The 22649-nt window shown below is 45.7% G+C and carries 18 protein-coding genes; 8 read left to right on the top strand and 10 right to left on the bottom strand.

What is annotated here, in order from left to right; translation table 11 throughout:
• Window positions 1-127: 127 nt before the first annotated feature.
• The 3 genes from DMI82_RS05735 to DMI82_RS05745 all read left to right on the top strand — a co-directional run bounded on the left by DMI82_RS05735 (window position 128) and on the right by DMI82_RS05745 (window position 3233).
• Window positions 128-1336 carry a MalY/PatB family protein gene (locus tag DMI82_RS05735; protein ID WP_110102784.1) on the top strand — a complete coding sequence of 403 codons (1209 nt, stop codon included), beginning with the start codon at window positions 128-130 and terminating at the stop codon, window positions 1334-1336.
• 104 nt (window positions 1337-1440) lie between these two features.
• Window positions 1441-2799, top strand: a complete 1359-nt coding sequence (locus tag DMI82_RS05740; protein ID WP_092073111.1) for a M20 family metallopeptidase — start codon at window positions 1441-1443, stop codon at window positions 2797-2799.
• A gap of 20 nt (window positions 2800-2819) precedes the next feature.
• Window positions 2820-3233, top strand: a complete 414-nt coding sequence (locus DMI82_RS05745; protein ID WP_022426236.1) for a C-GCAxxG-C-C family protein — start codon at window positions 2820-2822, stop codon at window positions 3231-3233.
• A 256-nt stretch (window positions 3234-3489) separates the two neighbouring features.
• Here DMI82_RS05745 and DMI82_RS05750 read toward each other — a convergent pair whose 3' ends face one another.
• Window positions 3490-5607, bottom strand: a complete 2118-nt coding sequence (locus DMI82_RS05750; protein ID WP_110102785.1) for a glycoside hydrolase family 36 protein — start codon at window positions 5605-5607, stop codon at window positions 3490-3492.
• A 260-nt stretch (window positions 5608-5867) separates the two neighbouring features.
• Between DMI82_RS05750 and DMI82_RS05755 the strand changes: the two genes are divergently transcribed.
• Entirely contained in the window at window positions 5868-6815 is a 948-nt protein-coding gene (locus DMI82_RS05755; RefSeq protein ID WP_110102786.1) for an AraC family transcriptional regulator, read from the top strand.
• 174 nt (window positions 6816-6989) lie between these two features.
• Here the strand turns inward: DMI82_RS05755 and DMI82_RS05760 are convergent, their stop codons facing one another.
• The 3 genes from DMI82_RS05760 to DMI82_RS05770 all read right to left on the bottom strand — a co-directional run bounded on the left by DMI82_RS05760 (window position 6990) and on the right by DMI82_RS05770 (window position 10139).
• Window positions 6990-9065 (bottom strand): heavy metal translocating P-type ATPase, encoded by a 2076-nt coding sequence (locus tag DMI82_RS05760; protein ID WP_110102787.1) that lies wholly within the window; start codon window positions 9063-9065, stop codon window positions 6990-6992.
• Window positions 9066-9079: 14 nt separating this feature from the next.
• Entirely contained in the window at window positions 9080-9421 is a 342-nt protein-coding gene (locus DMI82_RS05765; protein WP_110102788.1) for a DUF6110 family protein, read from the bottom strand.
• A 259-nt stretch (window positions 9422-9680) separates the two neighbouring features.
• Window positions 9681-10139, bottom strand: a complete 459-nt coding sequence (locus DMI82_RS05770; RefSeq protein WP_021651932.1) for a transcriptional repressor — start codon at window positions 10137-10139, stop codon at window positions 9681-9683.
• 330 nt (window positions 10140-10469) lie between these two features.
• Here DMI82_RS05770 and DMI82_RS05775 point away from each other — a divergent pair, with 330 nt between their 5' ends.
• Together DMI82_RS05775 and DMI82_RS05780 are read left to right on the top strand one after the other, a co-directional pair.
• The gene (locus DMI82_RS05775) at window positions 10470-11585 is read left to right on the top strand and encodes an ABC transporter ATP-binding protein (protein ID WP_015527387.1); all 1116 of its coding nucleotides are present in this window, start codon (window positions 10470-10472) and stop codon (window positions 11583-11585) included.
• Window positions 11586-11689: 104 nt separating this feature from the next.
• The gene (locus tag DMI82_RS05780) at window positions 11690-12778 is read left to right on the top strand and encodes a PucR family transcriptional regulator (RefSeq protein ID WP_110102789.1); all 1089 of its coding nucleotides are present in this window, start codon (window positions 11690-11692) and stop codon (window positions 12776-12778) included.
• 84 nt (window positions 12779-12862) lie between these two features.
• Here the strand turns inward: DMI82_RS05780 and DMI82_RS05785 are convergent, their stop codons facing one another.
• The 3 genes from DMI82_RS05785 to modA all read right to left on the bottom strand — a co-directional run bounded on the left by DMI82_RS05785 (window position 12863) and on the right by modA (window position 15577).
• The gene (locus tag DMI82_RS05785; RefSeq protein ID WP_110102790.1) at window positions 12863-13912 is read right to left on the bottom strand and encodes a sulfate/molybdate ABC transporter ATP-binding protein; all 1050 of its coding nucleotides are present in this window, start codon (window positions 13910-13912) and stop codon (window positions 12863-12865) included.
• Entirely contained in the window at window positions 13912-14607 is a 696-nt protein-coding gene (gene modB / locus DMI82_RS05790) for a molybdate ABC transporter permease subunit (protein WP_021651929.1), read from the bottom strand. Before modB ends, DMI82_RS05785 begins: the two co-directional genes overlap by 1 nt.
• Before the next feature lie 67 nt (window positions 14608-14674).
• Window positions 14675-15577, bottom strand: coding sequence for a molybdate ABC transporter substrate-binding protein (gene modA / locus DMI82_RS05795; RefSeq protein WP_110102791.1), 903 nt, complete (start codon window positions 15575-15577; stop codon window positions 14675-14677).
• Window positions 15578-15884: 307 nt separating this feature from the next.
• Here modA and DMI82_RS05800 point away from each other — a divergent pair, with 307 nt between their 5' ends.
• The gene (locus DMI82_RS05800; RefSeq protein ID WP_110102792.1) at window positions 15885-16097 is read left to right on the top strand and encodes a TOBE domain-containing protein; all 213 of its coding nucleotides are present in this window, start codon (window positions 15885-15887) and stop codon (window positions 16095-16097) included.
• Window positions 16090-17010, top strand: coding sequence for a substrate-binding domain-containing protein (locus tag DMI82_RS05805; protein WP_110102793.1), 921 nt, complete (start codon window positions 16090-16092; stop codon window positions 17008-17010). Before DMI82_RS05800 ends, DMI82_RS05805 begins: the two co-directional genes overlap by 8 nt.
• Before the next feature lie 139 nt (window positions 17011-17149).
• Here the strand turns inward: DMI82_RS05805 and DMI82_RS05810 are convergent, their stop codons facing one another.
• From DMI82_RS05810 to DMI82_RS05820, 3 genes are read right to left on the bottom strand one after another with little or no spacing between them, the layout of a single operon-like run.
• Window positions 17150-18724 carry a serine hydrolase gene (locus tag DMI82_RS05810; protein WP_110102794.1) on the bottom strand — a complete coding sequence of 525 codons (1575 nt, stop codon included), beginning with the start codon at window positions 18722-18724 and terminating at the stop codon, window positions 17150-17152.
• 52 nt (window positions 18725-18776) lie between these two features.
• Window positions 18777-19853 carry an acyltransferase family protein gene (locus DMI82_RS05815; RefSeq protein ID WP_110102795.1) on the bottom strand — a complete coding sequence of 359 codons (1077 nt, stop codon included), beginning with the start codon at window positions 19851-19853 and terminating at the stop codon, window positions 18777-18779.
• A 15-nt stretch (window positions 19854-19868) separates the two neighbouring features.
• Window positions 19869-22637 (bottom strand): CDP-glycerol glycerophosphotransferase family protein, encoded by a 2769-nt coding sequence (locus DMI82_RS05820; protein WP_110102796.1) that lies wholly within the window; start codon window positions 22635-22637, stop codon window positions 19869-19871.
• Window positions 22638-22649: the final 12 nt, after the last annotated feature.

A 22649-nucleotide genomic window follows, 5' to 3' on the forward strand; every position in this document is an offset into this window, starting at 1 on the left:
GCCTATGGAGAGTACAAGAACTTGTGAGTAGATAGATATTTATATCATCAAAAGCATACTCGTTGAAGTAGGAATGAAACATAGAAGTTTATAACTTTTTATAAGTTTTCAGTAACGGAGCATTCATATGAAATACGACTTCACTTCCATCATTGACCGGCATGGCAGAGATTCCATTGCAGTAGACGGCCTGAAGGGCGATGGTTTCTCTCCTGCCCCGCCGAAGGAGGGCTTCGATGCCATCCCGATGTGGGTAGCAGACATGAACTTTCCTACTGTACCTACCATACAGCAGGCGATCATCGAACGGGCCAGTCACCCGGCCTTCGGTTACTTCGAAGCCCCGCCGGAATATTATAAAGCCATCATCCGCTGGCAGGAAACACGCCACGGTGTCACCGGTCTGAAGCCCAGGCACATTGGCTATGAAAATGGCGTTCTGGGCGGAGTTATCAGTGCACTGAACTGCATCTGCTCCCGCGGTGATAACGTCCTGGTCCACAGCCCGACATACATAGGCTTCACCTCAAGCCTGAAAAACAACGGCTACGAGGCCGTACATTCTCCGCTGGTAAGGGATGAAAACGGCATATGGAGAATGGATTATGCAGACATGGAAAAACAACTCCGTGAAAAGAAGATCCACGCTGCCATTCTCTGCAATCCACACAATCCCTGCGGACGCGTGTGGGAACGCCGGGAGCTGGAAAAAGCCATGGAGCTGTACCGAAAATATGATGTCTACGTCATCTCAGACGAGATCTGGTCTGACCTCATCCTGAATGGCCATAAGCATATCCCCAGCCAGTCCGTCAGCGAAGATGCCCGCCAGCGTACAGCGGCCTTCTACGCTCCATCCAAAACCTTTAATCTGGCAGGACTTGTTGGCAGCTATCACATTGTATACAACAGCTGGTGGCGGGATCGTATTTTGAAGGAGTCCAGTCTGAGCCATTATAATATGATGAATGTTCTGTCCATGCACGCTCTGCTTGGCGCTTATCAGCCTGAAGGCTATGAATGGACCGATGAACTATGCGAAGTACTAAGCGGAAATGTAAGCTTTGCCTGTGATTACATTGACCGGCACTTTAAGGGTGTCAACGTTTCCAGGCCGGAAGGCACCTATATGCTCTTTGTCGACTGCACCGACTGGTGTGCTGCCCATGGCAAAACAATCGAAGATGTGGAAAAAGCCTGCTGGGATGTCGGCGTTGCCGTCCAGGACGGCAGGATGTTTTTCGGTCCCTGCCACCTGAGAATGAATCTGGCCTCACCCCGTTCCCGCATAGAAGAAGCCTTCCGTCGAATGGATCGGTACGTCTTCAACAGGTAAAAATCTACTCTGCCATTCATTACAATCTATGCTATAATAGAGCTCATAACATCAGCGTTCCATCCTGTCACTTTCCGGAACGCTGTAAACAGGAGGAAATCAATATGGATATTAAAGAGGAAATCCACGCATTATCAGAAGAAATGCTCACAAATCTTGGCAGACTGGTTGCCATTGACTCCCAGCTCGGTACCCCTTCCGAGGGAAAACCATTTGGTGAGGGTCCTGCAAAAGCCCTGAAAGAGGGACTGAAGATTGCCGAAGAACTTGGCTTTGAAACCGTAAACCTGGATAACTACTGCGGTTATGCCGAAATGGGTGAGGGCGATGAGATCGTCGGCATCGCCGGTCATCTGGATATCGTTCCTGTAGGCGGAGACTGGACCTACGATCCGTTCCGCCTTACCCGTGAAGACGATCATGTATACGGCCGCGGGACCACTGATGACAAAGGCCCTATCCTGGAAGCGCTCTATGCCATGAAGCTTCTCCGCGACCACGGCGTGAAGCTGAACAAAAGAGTCCGCCTGATCATGGGCTGCAACGAGGAAACAGGTTCCAAATGTATGGATCACTACAATCAGGTAGCAGAAGAACTTTCCTGCGGTTTCACACCGGATGCCAGCTTCCCATGTATCCACGGTGAAAAAGGTCAGCTTGCCATGATCGCCTGCTCAAAAAACACCCGGATCATCTCCATGAACGGCGGTTTTGTATCCAATGCAATGTGTGACACCTGTACAACCGTTGTTCCCGATGAGGACGGTCTGAAGGAAAAGCTGGAATCCGCACTTTCCCGGACGAAGCTCCAGGAATATAAGGTAACCGAAGAAAATGGTGAGCTCACCATCTACGCCAAAGGTATTCCGGCTCATGCCAGCACTCCCCATCTCGGTGTCAATGCTGCAGGAGTAACCTTTGAATGTCTGGCAAAAGCAGGCTTTGAAGATGACTTTGTGGAATTCTATAACTCCCATATCGGCACTGCATGTGACGGCTCCGGCATTGGTCTGAAATTTGCAGATGAATACGGCGATCTGACGTTATGCAACGGAATCGTAAAAACAGAAAACGGTGTCATTTCCTGTACCATCGATATCCGTGTTCCGGTAACTCTTAATGAGACCGATATCCGCAAAATGTGCCAGGACAGACTGGAAGATAAAAACGGTCGTATTGAGATCATAAAGGTTGTTGCCCCGTTATTCTTCCCAAGAGAATCTCCGCTGGTAAATGCTCTTTACAAAGCGTACACAGATGTGACTGGCGATACCGAACACAAACCAATGGTCATCGGAGGCGGCACTTACGCAAAATCCCTCAAAAACATCATAGCCTTCGGACCTGAAAAAGAGGGAATTGACTACCGCATCCACGGAGCCGATGAATTTATCCTGGTCTCCGGCATGGAAGAAGCAGTCCTGATCTATATGGAAGCGATCAAAAATATGCTTGCGATCTGAAATCAGGAGGATAAGAAATCATGAGTACAAAAGCTGAACACGCTACAAAATTACACGAGAATGGCTGTAACTGTGCACAGGCAGTTGCCTGTTCTTTCTGCCAGGAATTTGGCATCGATGAAAACGAGATGTTCCGTATTGCCGAGGGCTTCGGCCTTGGAATGGGTGTTATGGAAATGTGCGGTGCTCTTTCCGGTATGGCTATGATCATCGGACTTTCCAACAGCCGCGGAAACACTGAAGAAGGTTCCGGCTCCAAAGGTGACACTTACAAAAAGCTCCGCACCTATATCCAGAAATTCAAAGAAAAAAACGGTTCCTGTATCTGCCGTGAATTAAAAGGTGTGGAGACAGGCAAGGTTCTCTGCAGCTGCCCACAGTGTATCACGGATGCGGTTGCTCTTACAGAAGAATATCTTGCAGAAAATAGATAAACTCATAAAATAAAACAGCAGAATTGTATATTCCCTGTAATCCCGGGACATACAGCTCTGCTGTTTTCTGTTTCTATTCGCTTTTCACTGTCAGATCCTTCACCCATCTGTATTTCTTATAATTCAGGTACACAGCCGGGATCTTTACAACTTCATTCAGACTGATGAGCTTTCTGGCAAAAATGCCGGCGCTCTTTTATTTTCCATTTATTTTTGCCCACGCCTCTTCGTCAAACTTACGGTCTTTCACGCTTTTCTATTTCATCTCGATCTTAAACAGTCTGGCCGCTTTTTCCTGTGGCATCTTCACTACAAGATTTCCATTTTCGATCTTATATCCGCACATCTCTTCCTTCGGATAGATCACGGATACTCTGCGGACCTGCTCTGCATTTTCCAGCGGGATCACTGCTTCTGTTGTTCTCGGTGTCCATACCGAAAGATAGGTATTCTTCTCTGCTTTCACTCCGTAAGCAAGAACTTCAGATTTCAGAGTTCCAAAACCAAGCGGGAAGAACGGCACGCCGTCACGGACTTCCTCACGGATCTCCTTATACAGGGAGATTCCCTCCTTCATACGGTTCATGGAATTTTCGCCCAGCTTCCATACCATACCGCTGATATATGGGCGGAGAAGCATACCATTTACTACATTGTAGATCACATGCTCTTCTTCATCCTCATACGGATATACCCACATACCACCCTGCTCCGGAGTTACCGCACTGGCTACATTGGCAGCGATATTGGCATTGTAGAGATAATCTGTCTGATCACTGGTAGACTGCAGGCTTAAGATCTTCAGCATACCATAATCCATACGCTGTCCGCCGGAACCGCAGTTCTCCACAACAAGCTCCGGATGATCCCGGAAGATTTCCTCATACCACTGGTGAAGACATTCATAATGCTCACGGATGGCATCTGCACAGCTGTCACTGTTCAGATCACTTCCATATCCCATGGTTACGTTATAGTCCACTTTAAAGTACTCTACACCGTAATCATTGATCAATCTGTCTACTACATCACGGCAATATTTCCGTACCTCCGGATTGCGGAAATCCAGCATATAGCGTTTATTGTCAATGTGGCGTTTTCCATGACGGCAGACAAACCAGTCATCCGGAAGCTTGTTTGCCAGCTCGCAGGCAACTCCCATAACCTCGATTTCCAGCCAGAGTCCCATTTTCAGGCCTTTACTGTGTGCATAATCGCAGACTTCTTGCAGACCATTGGGGAATCTTCCGGATGCTTCTTTCCATTCCCCGACACGGTCCCACCAGAATCCGTCGTCATACCAGCCTGCATCCAGGCAGTAATATTCGCATCCGAGCTCTGCTGCCTTGTCAATGATGGAAAGCTCCCGCTCCGTTGTAGGGTCTCCCATCAGGCAATTCATGTAATCATTAAATACCACGTTCAGCTTCTCATCGTCCGTATTCGGTCTGCGTACTTTTCTCCGATATCTGGTCAGTGCCGCTGCTGCCGGATTCAGGCCACCTTTTACAACCGCTGCCCCTGCCGGAACGGTTGTAAAGCTTTCTCCCGGTTTCAGATTCTTATACCAGCCATGCTCCTGCTCTGTGGCGCCGCTTAAGGCAAGATACAGATTTCCGCCCTGTGCAGAGCCATATTCTGCCAGCCACTGTCCGGAGCTTTCAATCTGGAAAATATACGTCTCCCCTGTTTCTCTGTCCTCGGCAATTCCCATGGGAAGATACTCACAGGTAGACCAGGTGCCCTTTCCACTGTAACAATAACGGTTCAGGCCATATCCCTGATGATTGAAGCCATCTACGACCATTCCGTTTAAATTCAGCGTTTCTGCATCATATTTCTGCCACTGTGCCTCACAGCACCAGCTGTTAAACGGCACATAGATATCTGTTTTTTTATAATAAGGCTTCTCGCCGCCTCTGGAAATTCCCTGATACATAAAAGAAGAAACATAGGTCAGCCCCTGATCCTCGCTTCCCTCGTTGATGATCTCTGTCCAAGTCTGTACTGCCGGCACTCCATCAAACAGGCGCATATGATATACTGCCTTCAGCTTTTCCGGGGAAATCATTACGATCTCTAGCTCTTTTCCGCCGGCCTGTGCCTTCAGCTCATGGTTCTCATAAACAAAATCCACAGAGGACTGATTGATGTTGTTTTTGTAGGCATGCATGTTTAAGCTTCCTGTGCCGCTTCTGTGGATCTCAACAGCCGGATAACAGATATCATCCTTCGGCTCCATGACTGCTTTTTTTACTTCCTGTGAAGAAAAATCTGCCAGCTCTACCACGCCGTTTTCCCGGATACGAAACTGGATATCCAGGCCATTCTCATGTAATTCGATCATTTTCATGTTTTCATTTTTATAGCTCATAGAAAATACCCTCCGTTTTTCTGATTCTGATCACAGTATAATATCTGTTTTTTTATAAGGTGACAGGTATCATCCCCTGAATGTAAAAATGCAATATATTGTCGTATTTATTTTTGCGTGATATACTGTTTGCTGACAGTAAAGAGTACAGTCAGTCAGACATGTAGGGCGATTTAATCGAATATCTGCATCTGTCCGACTCGCAATTTACAGCTGAAATATTTACATTCCGCTTCGCAGCATACTCAGGAGGTTTTTTCATGCCAGATATTTTCCAGGACTCTTCCCGATATTTCCATATTTCTGCTTTTTATGCTCTCTCCCTGCCTTATTATCATATGGAGCATCACACACATTCCAGCTATGAGATCATGTATATCACCTCCGGTTCCTGCCGGGTTTTCTGCCTGGATGGCACACAGGACACGGAATTCCCACTGAAATCCGGGCAATTTATCTTTATCCGGCCGGATGTACCTCACAGGCTGGAGATTCCGGATGGTTTTCCCTGCTCGATCCTGAATCTGGAATTTTCCCTTACTCCCGAAAAAAGTCCGGTTGCTCTGGAGCTTCTCCTGAAAAAGGATCCCGGATTTTCCCAGTTCTGGAATTTTATGGAAGCCTCCCAGGGCTTCTGCTCCGGCGCGGATTCCCGCAGCTTCGGATACAGCCTGAAGGATCTGCTCACCTTTTTACAACAAAATTCCGGTCAGATACAAAAGGAAGAATTTCTCTTCTTTCTTCTTTTCAACCGTATGCTTACAGAGCTTGCATTCTGCGCCCGCTCCAGCCGGAGCACCCAGAGAATCGTCTATCTGAAAAAAGCGCTCCGCTATATTGACGAGCATTATCTGGAAGACATTGATATTCCTGCCATCTCCGCATATGCAGGGATCAACAAATCCTACCTGCAGGCGCTCTTTACAGAAAAAAACGGCTGCACCATCAATACCTATATCAACCGCAAGCGTATGGAACAGGCCGCCTTTCTTCTGTGCAACAGTACTCTGCACATTACGGATATTGCCTTTTCTTCCGGATACAACAGCCGGCAGCATTTTGCACATACCTTCGAAAAATTTTATCATATGAGCCCCTCCAGGTACCGAAGCCTTCATACCCGGCCTCTCCGTTCGGATACCCAAAAGAAACGCTATCATATGACTGACGGACTGACGTTGGAAAGCGAACCCTTTCCTCAGGAATAAAACTTACTTCATACACCTTCAGGCTGATACCTGTAATCCACGTCTGAGCAGCCTAAAAAAACGGCCAGGTACGAAGCTCTTATCTCTTCGATAACCTGGCCGGCTTTTTATATTTATTGTCAAGCGGATATTCGCAATCCTGCAGGGGACTTACTTGATTCGGTTAAAAATTTTCTATGGAAGCAGATTCTGCATACTCTTCAGGCTGATCGCCAGTGTGGAGGTATTATGCAGAAGTGCGGATGAAGTCGGCTGCAGGATACCTGCAACGCCACAGGCGATAAGACCTGCGTTAAAGGTAATAATAAAACGGTAATTGCGTCTGATACGCTTCATCAGTGCATTGCTGATCTCTTTCAGAACAACAAGCTCCTGAAGATCATCTGCACCTACAGTAATATCTGCGATCTCCCGGGCAATTTCAGCACCATCACTGATGGCGATACCGACATTGGCTGCGGAAAGTGCCGGAGAATCATTGATTCCGTCACCTACCATGATAACCTTTCTTCCGGCTGCCTTTTCTTTTTCGATGAAGTTGGCCTTATCCTCCGGAAGTACCTCGGAATAATATTCGTCCACTCCCACACGTCTGGCAATGGCTGCTGCTGTACGCTCACTGTCCCCTGTCATCATAACGATCTTGGAAATCCCTGCCCCGCGCAGTGCTTCTACAGCAACTTTCGCCTCCTCACGAAGGGGATCTTCAATACAGATCACGGCCGCAAGGCGTCCGTCAATGGCAAGATACAGGTGGGAATACTCTTCCGGAATATTGTCGAATTTCTCCTTGCCATCCTCCGGGATCAGACATTTCTCATCTTCAAATACAAAGTGATAGCTTCCGATCACGGCCTTATGGTCTTCGATCGTAGTGGAAATTCCATGCGCTACTACATATTCAACCTTTGAATGCATCTCCTCATGGGCCAGATGCTTCTTCCTGGCAGCACTGACAACAGCCTTGGCCATGGAGTGTGGGAAATGCTCTTCCATACATGCGGCGATACGCAGCATCTCCTCCGGATCATTGTTGTCAAAAGGAACCACATCCACAACGGTTGGCTTCGCCTTTGTCAGAGTTCCTGTCTTATCAAATACGATGGTATCTGCCTCAGCCATTGCTTCCAGATATTTACCGCCCTTAACTGTAGCCTTATGTGTACCGGCCTCACGGATCGCAGACAATACAGAGATCGGCATTGCAAGCTTAAGCGCGCAGGAGAAATCCACCATCAGGATCGCAAGGGCCTTGGTGGCATTTCTGGTAAGGAGATATGTAAGTGCTGTTCCTCCAAGAGTATAGGGAACCAGCTTATCTGCCAGATGCTCTGCCTTTCCCTCCAAAGAAGATTTCAGCTTCTCAGACTCCTCGATCATGGTAACGATCTTGTCATAGCGGCTGGAACCACCTACCGTCTTTACGCAGATGGTGATCTCACCTTCCTCCACAACAGTGCCTGCATAGGCAACGCTGCCCTCTTTCTTGCATACAGGTACAGACTCTCCGGTAAGAGAAGCCTGGTTGACCATAGCCTCTCCATCTGTAACACTTCCGTCAAAAGGAATTACGGTACCCATACGTACAACAACATCATCTCCCGGCTGGACCTCTCCGGACTCTACCAAGATCTCCTGATCCTCTTTCTTCAGCCATACCCTGCCAACATTCAGGGACATGGTTCTTGCAAGATCACCTACGGATTTCTTGTGCGTCCACTCTTCCAGGATTTCTCCGATCCCAAGCAGGAACATGATGGAGCCTGCAGTACCAAAGTCCTGACGTAATACAGACACTCCAATTGCAGTGGCATCCAAGACCGGCACCTCGATCTTACGGTGAAGAAGTGTATCGATTCCCTTCCAGATATATTTCAGGGAAGTAGCTGTTGTATAAATGGCATTCAGCGGATATGGCAGAAAAAGCCTTCTTCCGTAATGGCAGATCACCTTGGAGATCAGCTTCTCCTGATATTCTGCATTCAGTGCTCTCCCTGAGCTCTGCAGCACCTGTGAAGGAACCTCTACATCCTGATAATGAAATTCGCTGATACCACGGATAACCGCAGCTCTGCTGCCCCGATAATTTACAACTGCGTCACAGGTTCTCTCATATACCTTGGCAGAAACCACTCCATCAAGATTCTCGAGATAATACAACAGCGTATCTGCCTGCCCGTAGCTCATCCTCTTCTGAGCAAGATGGATACGAAGCCGGCCTCTTGTCTCATGTTTGATATAAAATTTCACGGAAAATCGCCTCTTTACTCAGCTGTCTCTTCTGCTGCTTCTTCTGTCTCTTCTGCTGTTTCTTTGAATGCATCCTCATCTGCAGTTTCCTCTGCTTCTGTCTCAACATCCTCTACAGCCTCTTCAGCTGCTGCTCTTTCCTCATTGATCTCCTTAGCTTCAGCATAAATATCTTCAGCATTCTCCTGAAGATTCGTAGCTGTTTTCATGATGCAGTCCTTAGCTCTTAAAACGGCTGCTGTGCATCCTGTGTAAAGCTTCTTCGCATCCTTGCTTGTGAGGATCTTGATTCCTGCTGTGCCGAAAAGAACGCCTGCTGCAAAAAGTCCTGATTTTTTGAATTTAAAGTCTGCCATAATAATTTCCTCCTGATATATGATTTTTATTTTTTTCTGATTCCCGGTGAGGATTTTTCATGTCCGTCCCGATATTTTCATTATTATAAAATGTCTGTAAAAAAAAGTCCAGTGTTTTTTGTGTGAATTCAACACAATTCATTAAATTTTCAGTTATTTTTGCCTAACAGTTAATTTTTACTAATAGTTTAATCTATCTAATTCTTAGTCTGTACAAACCTCTTCTTTCCTATTATATTGTGCCATAGCTTTTCCATACTCACCCGACCTCATGAACAGGCAGCAGCGCCAGGGTACGGATATTCTGTTCACTGATCTCCCCGCAGGCCCGAAGTCCTGCAAGGATCACTTCATTAAGCTTCTGTCCGGACAGATGGCATATCGTATCATCATCCAGTTCTACTGTGCAGACGCCTTTTGTGCTGCATGCCACGCGATACATATTCTTTCGGCTGATAGCACCGATGGATTCCAGCGTATTGACCATACGGTATACTGTAGCTACACCGATCTTCGGATCCAGTGCGGAAGCCCTGTAATAGATTTCCTTACAACAGGAGCACTCTCCCTCCAGGATAATGTCCAGAAGAATCTTTCTCTGTCTGGTGATGCGGAGCCCCTTCTCCTTCAGTTTCTCTATAATAAGATCCCTCTGCATCTCTGTATGTCGGTAGCATCCTGTTTTTTTCTCTTCTGTTTCGGCTTCTGCAATATGCATTCTGATCCCTCCTTTATTGAGAAAACTTTTCTTTTATCTAATAAGTTAGTATACTCCAACTTAGGTTAGTTGTAAATAACTCCTTTGAACTTTTTTACATATTGAGGATTCTGCCTGAATACCATATAATGTTTCGTGAACCTGTACATAGGAAACCGTCGTTTTGACAAAATGACGAAAAATCCCCTTTCGTTTTTTCGTCAGAATGACAAGAAACTGCCGGAAACTTTGTAAGATTCAGCTCTAGCCCTTTTCTCTCATTTTCGATATACTGTTAACCAGCAAAGGAAATTACGTAAAACAATATATTAATTTTGGAGGGAAACAACAATGGCAAGTTTATCATTATCTCACATTAATAAAACTTATCCGAACGGCTTCCAGGCAGTTAAAGATTTCAACCTGGAGATCGAAGACAAAGAATTCATCATCTTCGTAGGACCATCCGGATGTGGAAAATCTACAACACTTCGTATGATCGCAGGTCTTGAGGAGATCAGCGGTGGTACACTTAAGATCGGTGACAAAGTCATGAACGATGTTGAGCCTAAGGACCGTGATATCGCAATGGTATTCCAGAACTACGCTCTGTATCCTCATATGACAGTTTATGATAACATGGCATTCGGACTTAAACTTCGTAAAGTTCCGAAGGACCAGATCGACAAGGCTGTTCGTGAAGCAGCAAGAATCCTTGACCTTGACAAGCTTCTTGATCGTAAACCGAAGGCTCTTTCCGGTGGTCAGAGACAGCGAGTTGCAATGGGACGTGCTATCGTTCGTAATCCTAAGGTATTCCTTATGGATGAGCCTCTTTCCAACCTGGATGCTAAGCTTCGTGTACAGATGCGTATCGAGATCTCCAAGATCCATCAGAGACTTGGCGCTACTATCATCTATGTAACACATGACCAGACAGAGGCTATGACACTTGGTACCAGAATCGTTGTTATGAAAGACGGTGTTGTTCAGCAGGTTGATACACCACAGAACCTGTATCAGAAACCAGGCAACCTCTTCGTTGCAGGATTCATGGGATCTCCGCAGATGAACTTCCTTGATGCTGTTATCTCCGAAAAAGGCGGCAATGTAGTTGCTACGATCGGTGGTGAGCATGAGGTTATCGTTCCGGCAGCTAAGGCTAAAGTCCTGAAAGACAAAGGCTATGTTGGAAAGAAAGTTGTTCTTGGTATCCGTCCTGAGGATATCCATGATTCTCAGATGTTCCTTGAGACATCTCCAAGCAAACCAATGAACTCCGTAGTTAAAGTTTACGAGCTTCTTGGTGCTGAAGTATTCCTGTACTTCGATGTTGACGGAACTCAGGTTACAGCACGAGTTGATCCTCGTACAACAGCTAAGACCGGTGATCCGATCAGATTTGCATTCGATATGGAGAAAGCTCACTTCTTCGACAAAGAGACAGAGCTTACTATCACAAACTAATTCTCGTCGAATCATAAAAACAGAATGTAACCCCGGGGGATATGATTTCCCGGGGTTTCTTTTTATTTCACTAGTTTTATTTCACATCAGAAAGGACGCTTTTTATGAAAATACAGCAAACAATTCAAAAATGTCTGGATGACTGGAACCGGATCAGCGGTCTTGATTTCTGTATTCTGGATGAAAATGACCAGATATACATTTCCACAGGGGACCACCGACTTCCTTCTTCTGAAAAGCTTGCTCAGTTCCGGGAGGATCCTGCCTTATGCATCTCCAACCGCAGCTGCAGTCTGTACAAGCTGAACAACACACCTCAGAGCAATATGCTTCTGATCGTATGGGGCTCCGGAGAGCAGGCTTCTACCATCGGAGAGCTTGCTGTCTGCCAGGTAGAAAGTCTCCTCACCGCCTATACGGAAAAAACAGACAAGAACTCCTTTATGCAGAATCTTCTCCTGGACCGCTATTCCCAGGTAGAAGCTTTTAACAAGGCTGCCCGTCTTCATATCACACCTTCTGCCCGCCGTGCGGTATTTCTTGTGGAAACCAAGCAGCACAAGGACGAAAATGCCCTGGCTACCATCCGCAACATCTTTTCTGCCCGTACACGGGATTTTATCACTGCACTGGATGATTCCGGCATCATCGTAGTACGTGAGCTTCAGAGCACCGAAAGCTACGAAGAGCTGGATGGTATCGCCTGCATGCTGGTGGATATGCTCAATACAGAGGCCATGACCTCTGCCTGGGTTTCCTACAGCAATGTTGCAGATGATATCATGGAGCTTTCCGATGCCTACAAGGAAGCCCGCACTGCTCTGGAGGTCGGCAAGATCTTTTATGCTGACAAAAACGTTTTCGGTTACAACCGTCTGGGCATCGGACGTCTGATCTATCAGCTTCCCACTCAGGTCTGCAACATGTTTGTAGGCGAGATCTTCGGAGAAGAATCCCTGGAATCTATTGACGACGAAACCCTCAATATCATCCGGACCTTCTTTGAAAATAACCTGAACCTTTCTGAAACCTCCAGACAGCTCTATGTGCACCGGAATACTCTGGTGTACCGTTTTGAAAAGCTGCAGAAGCGGTTTGGCCTGGATATCCGTACCTTTGAGGATGCACTGGCCTTCAAGCTTGCCATGATGGTGTCCGATTACATCACCTATTCCGGAAATCACGGAAAATAGCTCCTGTCCGCAAAAATCCATCAAAAATGCAGGTGCACAAAAAATCCCGGAAACAGCAAATAATGTCTGTTTCCGGGATTTTCTTTATTTCAGCAGCATCAGATGCTCCGGTGGAAGATACAGATATTCCGGAAGATCTTTATCCGGATCCTCCGTAAAGCTGTTTTTGGGACGCATCCACCATAATCCGGCAGCATTCTCTTCCGCTTTGTTTCGGATCATATACTGATGTTCAAATGTAGTTTCTATGTATTGGTCTACCTGCACTGCCATACAGTTCTCACCCGGCTCTGATTCCGGGCGGATCCAGTGGCCGCGGATCCCTACATGGGTAATATCCTCATCTACATTTTCTTCGGTATGGAGCTTCATTTTCCAGTCCGCCGCATAGATCTCGTGAGGTCCCAGCCTCTCCGCTCTGGAAAAATTCTTACAGCCGGTAAGCTTTGCTGCCTCCAGAAGTCCCGGTCTCTCAAACAGCTGCTTTGTCTCCCCTGTCACAAGGATTCTGCCTTCATGTACAATGGAAAGCTCCCTGCAGAATTTATAGGCCTCATCTCTGCTGTGTGTCACAAGGATCATATCTCCCGGATAGTCCTTGAGGAAATCCTGCATCTCCCGCTGGAGCACATCCTTCAGGTAACCGTCCAGTGCGGAAAACGGCTCATCCAGAAGAATAGCTTCCGGCTCTCCAATCATCATTCTGGCCAGTGCCACTCTCTGCTGCTGTCCGCCGGAAAGCTGTGAGGGCAGGCGCTTCTCCAACCCCTCCAGATGATATCGCCGGATCAGATCTGCCACTTTTTCTCTGGCGGAGGATTTTTCCCCACGATAACCGCAGCGGATGTTCTGTTCCACTGTCATGGTTGGGAACAGCGCATAATTCTGAAACAGATATCCGATCCGTCGCTTCTGCGGTTTCAAATTGATCCCTTTTTCAGAATCAAACACTGTTTTTCCATTGATAACGATCCTTCCCTTATCCGGTGTTTCGATCCCTGCAATACAGCGTAAGGTCATGCTTTTTCCGCTGCCGGAAGCACCAAGAAGCCCAATGGCTGCCGAACTGCCTTCAAAATCTACCTTCAGGGAAAAATCACGGAAGTTTTTTTCGATATTTACTTTGACTGCCATCAGATCCACCTTCTTGTTTTCATTCCTCTTCCGGATACGATATTGATCAGCGCTACGATCACAAAGGAGATCAGCACGATCACAACGACCCAGAAGCCTGCAGTTCCGTAATTTCCGGCTGCTGTCTCTGATGCAATGGCAACAGAAACTGTTCTGGTTTTTCCAAGGATATTTCCGGCAAGCATAGAGGTTGCGCCATATTCTCCGATCGCGCGTGCAAATGCCAGCACTGTTCCGGATGCGATCCCCGGTCCTGCCGCCGGCATGACTACCCGCCAGAAGATCCGGCTGTCGCTCATCCCCAGAGTCTGACCTGCATGGATAAGATTTATATCCACCTGTTCAAAAGCAGCCCGTGCATTGCGGTACATCAGCGGAAATGCAATCACTGCCGCTGCGACCACACAGCCCTTCCAGGTCTGCACGATCTTAATATCAAAATTATCCAGAAGAAAGCTTCCGAAGGGCCTTTTCAGGCTGAAGATCAGTAGCAGAAAAAATCCAGCCACTGTAGGAGGAAGTACCAGCGGAAGAGTAAGGATCCCGTCCAGTACTGCTCTGGCTCCCGGCTTCAGCTTCATGATCTTCCGGGCGCAAAATATTCCCAGAAAAAAAGCGATCACTGTGGCTGCCAGACCTGTTTTTAAGGAAATCCACAGAGGACTCCAGTTTATTTCTCTCAAAAATTCTGTCATATTTCATTCCTGTGCCGGCATTTACTGTGTTTCAATATTTACTGCCTGCCGGTTTTCTACACCATACTCATTTGGATGTGCTGTCTGCGGAAGCTGTGCTGTCCTCAGCCTCCGTGTTGTCTGCAGAAGCTTCTGTGGCATCCTCGGAATCCTCAGCCTCATATGCTGTAAATCCATAGTCCTCAAATACCTTGATTGCTGCGTCAGACTCCACATAATCAAGAAAAGCCTCTGCTGCCCTGGTATCGTCTTCCGATGCTTCCTTGTCCTCGATAAGTCCCACAGGATAAAGAACCGGCGTCTTAAGGCTGTCTGCCGGCGCCTCTGCGATGATATCTACTTTATCAGTAACAGACGCAGCATCTGTCGCATATACAACACCAACCTCATTACTTCCTTCACTGACTGCTGCAAGTACATCCGTTACATTCTTGCACTCGTTGATCTCCATTTTGTTTACATCGTCCATGATTCCAAGATTGTTAAAGATCTCACGGGCGTACTGTCCCACCGGAACATCCTCTCCTGCAAGCGCCATATTCTCAGCGTCTGTGATATTCTCGAATCCTGTTACCTTTGTCTCTCCGTCCTTTGGTCTGATCAGAACGACTTTGTTCTCAAGAAGATCCTTAACGGTGTCTTCCTTTGTCAGTTTATCCTCTGTGAGGGCATCCATCTGTTTATCTGCTGCTGAAAAGAAAAGATCACAGCGTGCACCTTCCTCGATCTGTGTCTGCAGTGTACCTGAGCTGTCTGCACTGTAATAGATCGTTACATTCGGATAAAGCTCATTGAAATCCTTCTGGATCTCCTCCATGGAATTGCTGAGGCTGGCAGCAATAAATGCATAAACCTCTCCCTTCAGGTTCTCATCACCTTTCACTTCTGTGTCCGCCGCAAAAACAGTTCCGGTCATAAGGCCTGTTGTTAAAATTCCCGCGGTAAGGGCTGCTAAGATTTTTTTCTTCATCTTTTGTTTCTCTCCTTTTCCGTTTCGTTCAGTTTTGTTTAGTTTTGAATGGTTTTGTTTAATTTTACCGAAAGAAAAGTTTCTTGTCAAGCTATAAGGCATTGCTGTTTTTCTCTACAAGTGCTATCATAAATACATAGTTGACAAGCCAGGCGGATGTTCACGATCCGCTTCGTTTCTTATCATGAGTGGCTTACAGCACTCCTGATACAGACAAATCCCACACAAGGTTCATTGCTCTGCACAACGGAAGCAGAGAACTTGCCTGATCCGGTTCATTCAATATTCAAGAAAAGGAGAATTACTTATGAAACTCAGTGCACGTAATCAGTTAAAAGGAAAAATCATCAACATCAACCAGGGAGCTGTAAATTCCATCGTTTCCATCGATATCGGTGGTGGAAATATCATCACTGCTACCATCTCCTGTGCGGCGGTGAAAGAACTTGGACTGAAAGTAGGCTCTGATGCTTACGCAGTTATTAAGGCAACCAATGTTATGGTAGGTATCGATGAATAAAGTCTACACAGCACAGGAAGTTGCAGATAAACTAAAGATCAAAAAATCCACAGTATATGACCTGATCAAACGCGGAGAGCTTTCCTCCTCCAAAGTCGGCAAACAGCTGCGGGTCAGCGAGGAACAGCTGTCTCAGTATCTTAAGGGTTCGGAATGTTCTGCGTCTTCTGCTCAGTCTTATGATCACCAGCCGGAGAGTTCTCTTTTGAAAAGGGATTATCTTCTGCATTCCAGTGGACTGATCATCAGCGGACAGGCTTCTCCGGCTCTGGATCTTCTCCTGAATCAGCTTCCCACACACCCGGACAATCTGCCTGTTCTGCAGTCTCACATGAATACCTACAACGGACTGTATTCTCTCTATTTTGAAAAAGTCCACATTGCCTGTGCATCCGCCTCACCGGAAGATATCCATAGCCTTATACCCGGTATCCCACTGACTGTGATCTCTCTGTGTCAATATCCCGTCGGCTTCTATGTAAAAAAAGAAAATCCCAAGAATATCCGGGGATTTTCTGATCTTACACGGGCAGATATTATTTTTGTGAACCGCGAAAAAGGAAGCAGCCGTCGCATCCTTCTTGACCGTACACTTCTGTCTTCCGAAATTTCACCGGATTCCATATCCGGATATCGAAATGAGCTTGTTACCGATCACTCCACGGCTGCTGCAGTGGCTGGCGGACAGGCAGACATAGCTCTTGGCGAGGCCTGTGTAGCGAGAAACTTTCCGGAGCTGGATTTTCTTCCTGTTTGCCAAGAATCACTCTTCCTGGTTATGCAGACCAAAAATCTGAGCACCCCCGGCTTTCAGGCCGTAGCGGAAACCATTGCATCCGAACCTTTCCGCCGGTTTTTAGCTCTTCAAACCGGATACGATACTACTAACACCGGAAATATCCGGCATATTTAGGGCTAAGAAAAACGCTTATGTAAAAAATTCTTCCACAACCATTTCTTTGATAATACAAAATCAGCCAGCACGTCAATGATCACTCCTTATTTTTGCCCAATTAAGGAAGTTTCTTGATCCTATGACTGCTGGCTGATCTTTATTTATTCAGATATTGATATACTCTTGAAGAAATCGAACGAATTCCGTACAGTAAATGATCTTCGGAAGCGCCTTCTGAAAATATACATAATACATAATTTGTTTTCTTTCCATAGACGATTGCCATATCATGCTGAACTGAGCTTGTCTCACCAGTTTTGTTCGCGCATACTATACCTGTCGGAAGACCTGATGGAATTTTGTATCGTTTCGTCTGATGCAGTAAAAGATTTAGCATTTCTCTGGAATACTGTTGAGAAACACACTGACCTCGATAGATTTTTTCTAAGAGTCTCCCACAATCTTTTGCAGATGCCGTGTTACGCCAGCCATCACTGCTCCAGGCAGAAGAAGATGGATGCAGGGAACTGTGACAACCGGTATTTTTGTAACCGTTCTTTCGAAGATACTGGTTCACTACAGCCGTTCCTCCTACAAAGCTTCCGCCTCCCTGACGCCTTACCAGTTCATTATAACATTCATTATCACTGACAGTGATCATATCCCACAGCAAGCTGTACACACCGGAGCTGTATTGCATTTTTCCCTGACGGATCTGATCATAGACCGACGCCATCACAAATGCCTTGATCGTACTTGCCGGATACATTTCCCGATCATTTATGTTTACAACATTTCCTGTTTTCAGATCTTTTATATAAACAGACCAGTTTCCACCGTAGGCAGAAACAAAGCTCTCCAATTCCGATTTAAATGCACTTAGAGCATACTCTGATCTTGTACTTTTTCTTCCCTGCCAGTCCACATACTGACCATCCGGTGTTTTCATATTTTTCGCAATGGTTCCGTTCGATTTCAGGTAATAACCATCTTTCCACCGGTTCACCAGCATTTTTCCATTTTGGTCTACATAATATTGCTGGCCCTCACAGGTTACCCACCCTGCCTTCTGTACCATTCTCCCATTATCATTGCCAAAATAATAGATTCCGTTAAACTTTTTTCCCTGAACTGTTTTGTTCACTTTATGAAAAGACGGACGCATGCAGATTCTTCCGGTTCCATAGAAATAATAATAACCACTTTTAAAATTACGCCCACCGAATCTTCTCTGTCTTATATAGCGTACTGTTCCACGATCAGCCAGTTTTCCGTACGCTTCCACATAATAAATGCCTGCGATAATTTTTTTGCCCCGTACCTTCTGTTCAGCTACGTTTACAAAGCCACGCTCTCCCTTTGAAATTCTTCCATTGGAGTCTGTGATGTGGTATTTATCAAAGCGGACACCAGAAACTGTCTTTTTATCAAAATAATACACGGATTGTTTTCTCAAAAGTTTTCCGTTTTTATCAAACATATAAAATCCTGTTTTTAAAAACTCTGTCTTTGGAATTGACAAATAACGTAATCCGGTAAGTTTTCGCTTCTTAGAATCTTTCAAATACCAGTTCCCGCCAGATTTCTGAAGATAATTTCCACTGTTATCCCAAAATCGTACCGTTCTTTCAGCAGCCTCGACCTTTATCTCTGTACTTCTGATACCAATAATTCCTCCAAAAACCACTATTAATATCAACCAATATATACAAACTGTTTTTTTTGCTTTCATACTTTAACAAGACCTGCCACAGACAATGACAGGTCTTTCTCCTTTATCTTTATTATCCTATTTTCATGCAGATGTTCTGGATCAGGCGGTTGTAGCCGGTTACCTTTTTCAGCCATTCCAGCGCTATGGACACTGCCAGTGAAGCCAGCAGAAGCGTCAGTGTATTGGTCAGAAAATATCCACTCACATACACAAAAGAATATTTTCTTATAAATGTATGTATCAGAAATATATTCATGGAATGTTTTCCGAGGAACAATAAAATCTGTCGCACTCCCGGAATGACATTAATAAATTCGCAGCAAAATGCCATAAATACAATTGGATACACACCCCAGTGGATCTCACTGTATACCGTCAGCGGCAAAGTTCTGTACGCTTTATACAAAATAAACACCGCAAGAAGCTCCAGAAGAAATTTGAAAACATGCTTCATTCCAGCATTCCATATCTTAAACCATCGGTTAAACAGATCATACTTGGCTACACACATTCCCATGAGAAATACCGGTAAAAATGCATAAATACCCGTAATTCCCATAACCTCCAGGGAAATTATCCGTGGAAATGCCGCAACAGCCACAAGAATAAATACCAGATATTCTTCCTTTATCATAAACAGTGGCACACAGATGATAAAAATGATCGCCGCACTCATATACCACCAGGTTCCGTTCAGAGTCGAAGTTCCGAAAAGTTTCGCCAGACCAAAAAAATCCAGCACCATTGCGCTAACACCTTTGGCAATATTCCCGTTTCCGAAATATCTGGCCACGGCATAGCCGTTATAAAGCTGTGAGCTCACAACAGAAAGCCCCCATATAATCCAGAACCCTCCCATTGTTTTTATCAGTCTTTTGGCTGTCCACTTGCCAGGTGTAGAATTATTTTTTCTGTAACTGAGATACAGTCCGTATCCGGAAATAAATGCATAGATCGGTACACAGATCTTAAATGTTCTGCACAGATACATGATCCGATCTGCTGAAAACGGAGTGAAAACAACATTCAGCCCCTCAAATCTGTCTTGACTCAGATACATATGATGGAACAGCATTATAACAATGGCAATGCCCTTCATCGCCTGAGAATTATATTTATCAAACTTTATTGCCTGCTTTCCTTCCAAAATCCAACCTCCATATTACCGATTCTCGATGATCCTCTCATAAACTCGTTTGGAACAGTTACGGTCATTAAATGCAAAGGTCTCATCCATTCGTTTCCGATATTCCTCTTTCATCTGACAGCCGTCTGCCATATATTCGATGATCCGGTCCACAGTTCCGTCCAGTGTATGCTCCACCTCTCCGAAGCCATCTCTCTCATAGTCAAAGTATCCCTCTGTGTAGGAATGCGCGCCACTGAAAAAGCTGTCTCTGTCAAACTGGGAGTATACGATGGGTTTTCTCAAATATGCAAAATCAAAGGCAACCGAAGAATAGTCCGTGATCATCAGATCGGTCTGAGCAAAAATGTCCTTGTAGGAATAAGACGAATCCATAAATTTTACCCGTGGATCATGACGGAACATATGCAGACCGTCAATGGTATTGGGGTGAGGCATGAAGCAGATGGTATATCCGTACTTCTCTGCCGCTCCCAGAAGTCTTTCGTTGTTGAGAAGATCATCATAAAAATGGAAATATTCGCTTTCCTGAAATTCTTTTCCAAGCTGCCATACCCCTCTGGCATCGGTTCCTGAGGAAAGGCTTTTGCGCCAGGTAGGCATCACCGTCACATACTTACGCTCATCATGGACCAGACGGTCATAACGCGGCATTCCCGTAAGCCAGATATTTTTTTCCGGATAAAAATAGTCATAGGTAAAGGCAGAATCATATTCCGGCTTTGTGCTGACGATAAATCCGAAAAGATTACGGTTGTATTTGTTCAGCCACTTGGACTGGTTGTCTTTGGTCACACCATGCTGTAAAAATACCAGCTTTTTGTCATAGATGATATCGCGGTACAGATACTCCAGCTTTCCAAAAGGATTGATCACCGGTTTGTTAGCCTGGGAGGACAGTGAAAATTCATTCAGCAGGAACAGAAGCTTATGCTTCCAGGAGAAAGGCTCCACAACCTTTCCAAGCTTCTTCATTTCCACATAATCCTGTGTATCCTTGTTGACTACAAAGTACGGCTCCACCGTAGGGTCCGGATTGGCGCAGAGATAGCGGAACATCACTTCGCCGTTATCATCTCCGCGTGTTGTACGATCGGAGATCAGCCAGATCTGCTTTTTCTGCTTCGCCTTCTGCATCTCGTAGAGCTTACGCACGAGAACTGCCTTTTTTCCGGCCTTTCCCTGAGAAAATATTGCTTTGGTGCGTTTTTTCTTCAGCTGTTTCTCCCTGCTCTGACTGTATGGCTCTACCGTTACTTCATACTGATGGCCCAGAACCTTTGCATCTTCCTGATCCTCTCCACGGATCATCCGGACTTTTTCGTTAAGATACAGAAGCTTATCCTCTATATGCAGGAAAAGCGGCAGCTTCTTTGTAAATGGCACATATTTTCCGTAGGAAATATTGTACATTTTGTTTATATGTCCATCTGTGCCTGTGCCCCAGCTGATAAACTCCCGGATCTCGGAAAGCGGAATGTCCACGATATACAGCTTCTCAACGGCACTTTCTTCTCTGCACCAGCCGGTTCTTTCCAGTGTATATTTCCATCTGGCTTCATAGGTGTTGCCACCAGTCATCATATATGCACGGTTTGTCCTGCTCACAGGCTCCACAATGGAAAATTCACAGTGAAGCTGGTCTTTTTCCGGCTGGAATATCTTGACACGGAGATTGTCATATATGGGATTCAGGATCGTGTCTGCCTGATCCGGAAATTTTTTGCATATATCCGGATAATATTTCCGGAGAAGATATACTTTGTTTGCCCTGCTGATATGCTGATTGGACATCACGATCTCCGGAAACTCCATCTGCTTCAGGAAGCTTTCGATACCTTCCTCATATCTGCACTTTTTCTCTTCATCAAGCTTCTCGTTATCAAATATGATATCAGCTATTTTTGCGCTGTAATACAGCAGCACATAATCTGCATTTTTTTCATGAACAGGATTTTCTTTTATTCTGCAGTCTGCGATCTTTCGGAAAAATTCCTGATAAAATACCTCCAGCTGGTCCGGATCCTGCAGCATATTCTTCCAATCATCCACCATGAGATGGTCCGCAAGGATCTGCACATAGATATCTTCCCCTGAAGCCACTCCCAGACTCCGGCAGCTTACAACGGACTGATATACCATGGTCATCACATCCAGATACCAGATCTCCGGACGGATCTCGGATACCCATTTCACCTGATCTGCGGCAAATGTGTAAGCGGTATACAGCTGATGCAGAAGATATACATTGTTATCCAGCGTTGTTTTTTCGGTGAAACGGTTACAGTAATTATTATGCTCCCGCACATAGATATTTCCTTTTCCACGGATCTTTGTTAGGACAACATCTCTGTTTTCTTCCTCAAAGCAGCGTCTGATCTCTGCACTGGATTTTGGGGAAAAACGGATTCCGGCTTTTGCAAAAACAACATAGCTTCCGGCTATCTTATCCTTCAGCTCCGCCACAAGATCCCCGCATTCCAGTCCGTCAATATATAAAAGATCCCGGTCATCCAGCATCTCCCGGAAACGAGGATCCTCCGGATTGAACTCTCCGTAGATCTTATCCAGCTCTTCGTCCTTGAGCTCTTTCTCCTTTTCTCCGGCTTCCTCCAGCTCCCGCATGTCCCGTTCATCAGGAATATCCATATCTCCTGCAATGCATACTGCAAGGATCTGTACCGTTCCTTCCGGTGTGACCTCACGTACATTTTTAAAGGTTCTGTAAAGCTTTGCGGTATCTTTTGCAAAAACAACTACTGAAAATTCATACTCCCTGTTCATATTGCTCCTTTT

The organism is Blautia sp. BCRC 81119 (assembly GCF_003184505.1).
GTDB lineage: Bacteria > Bacillota > Clostridia > Lachnospirales > Lachnospiraceae > Blautia_A > Blautia_A fusiformis.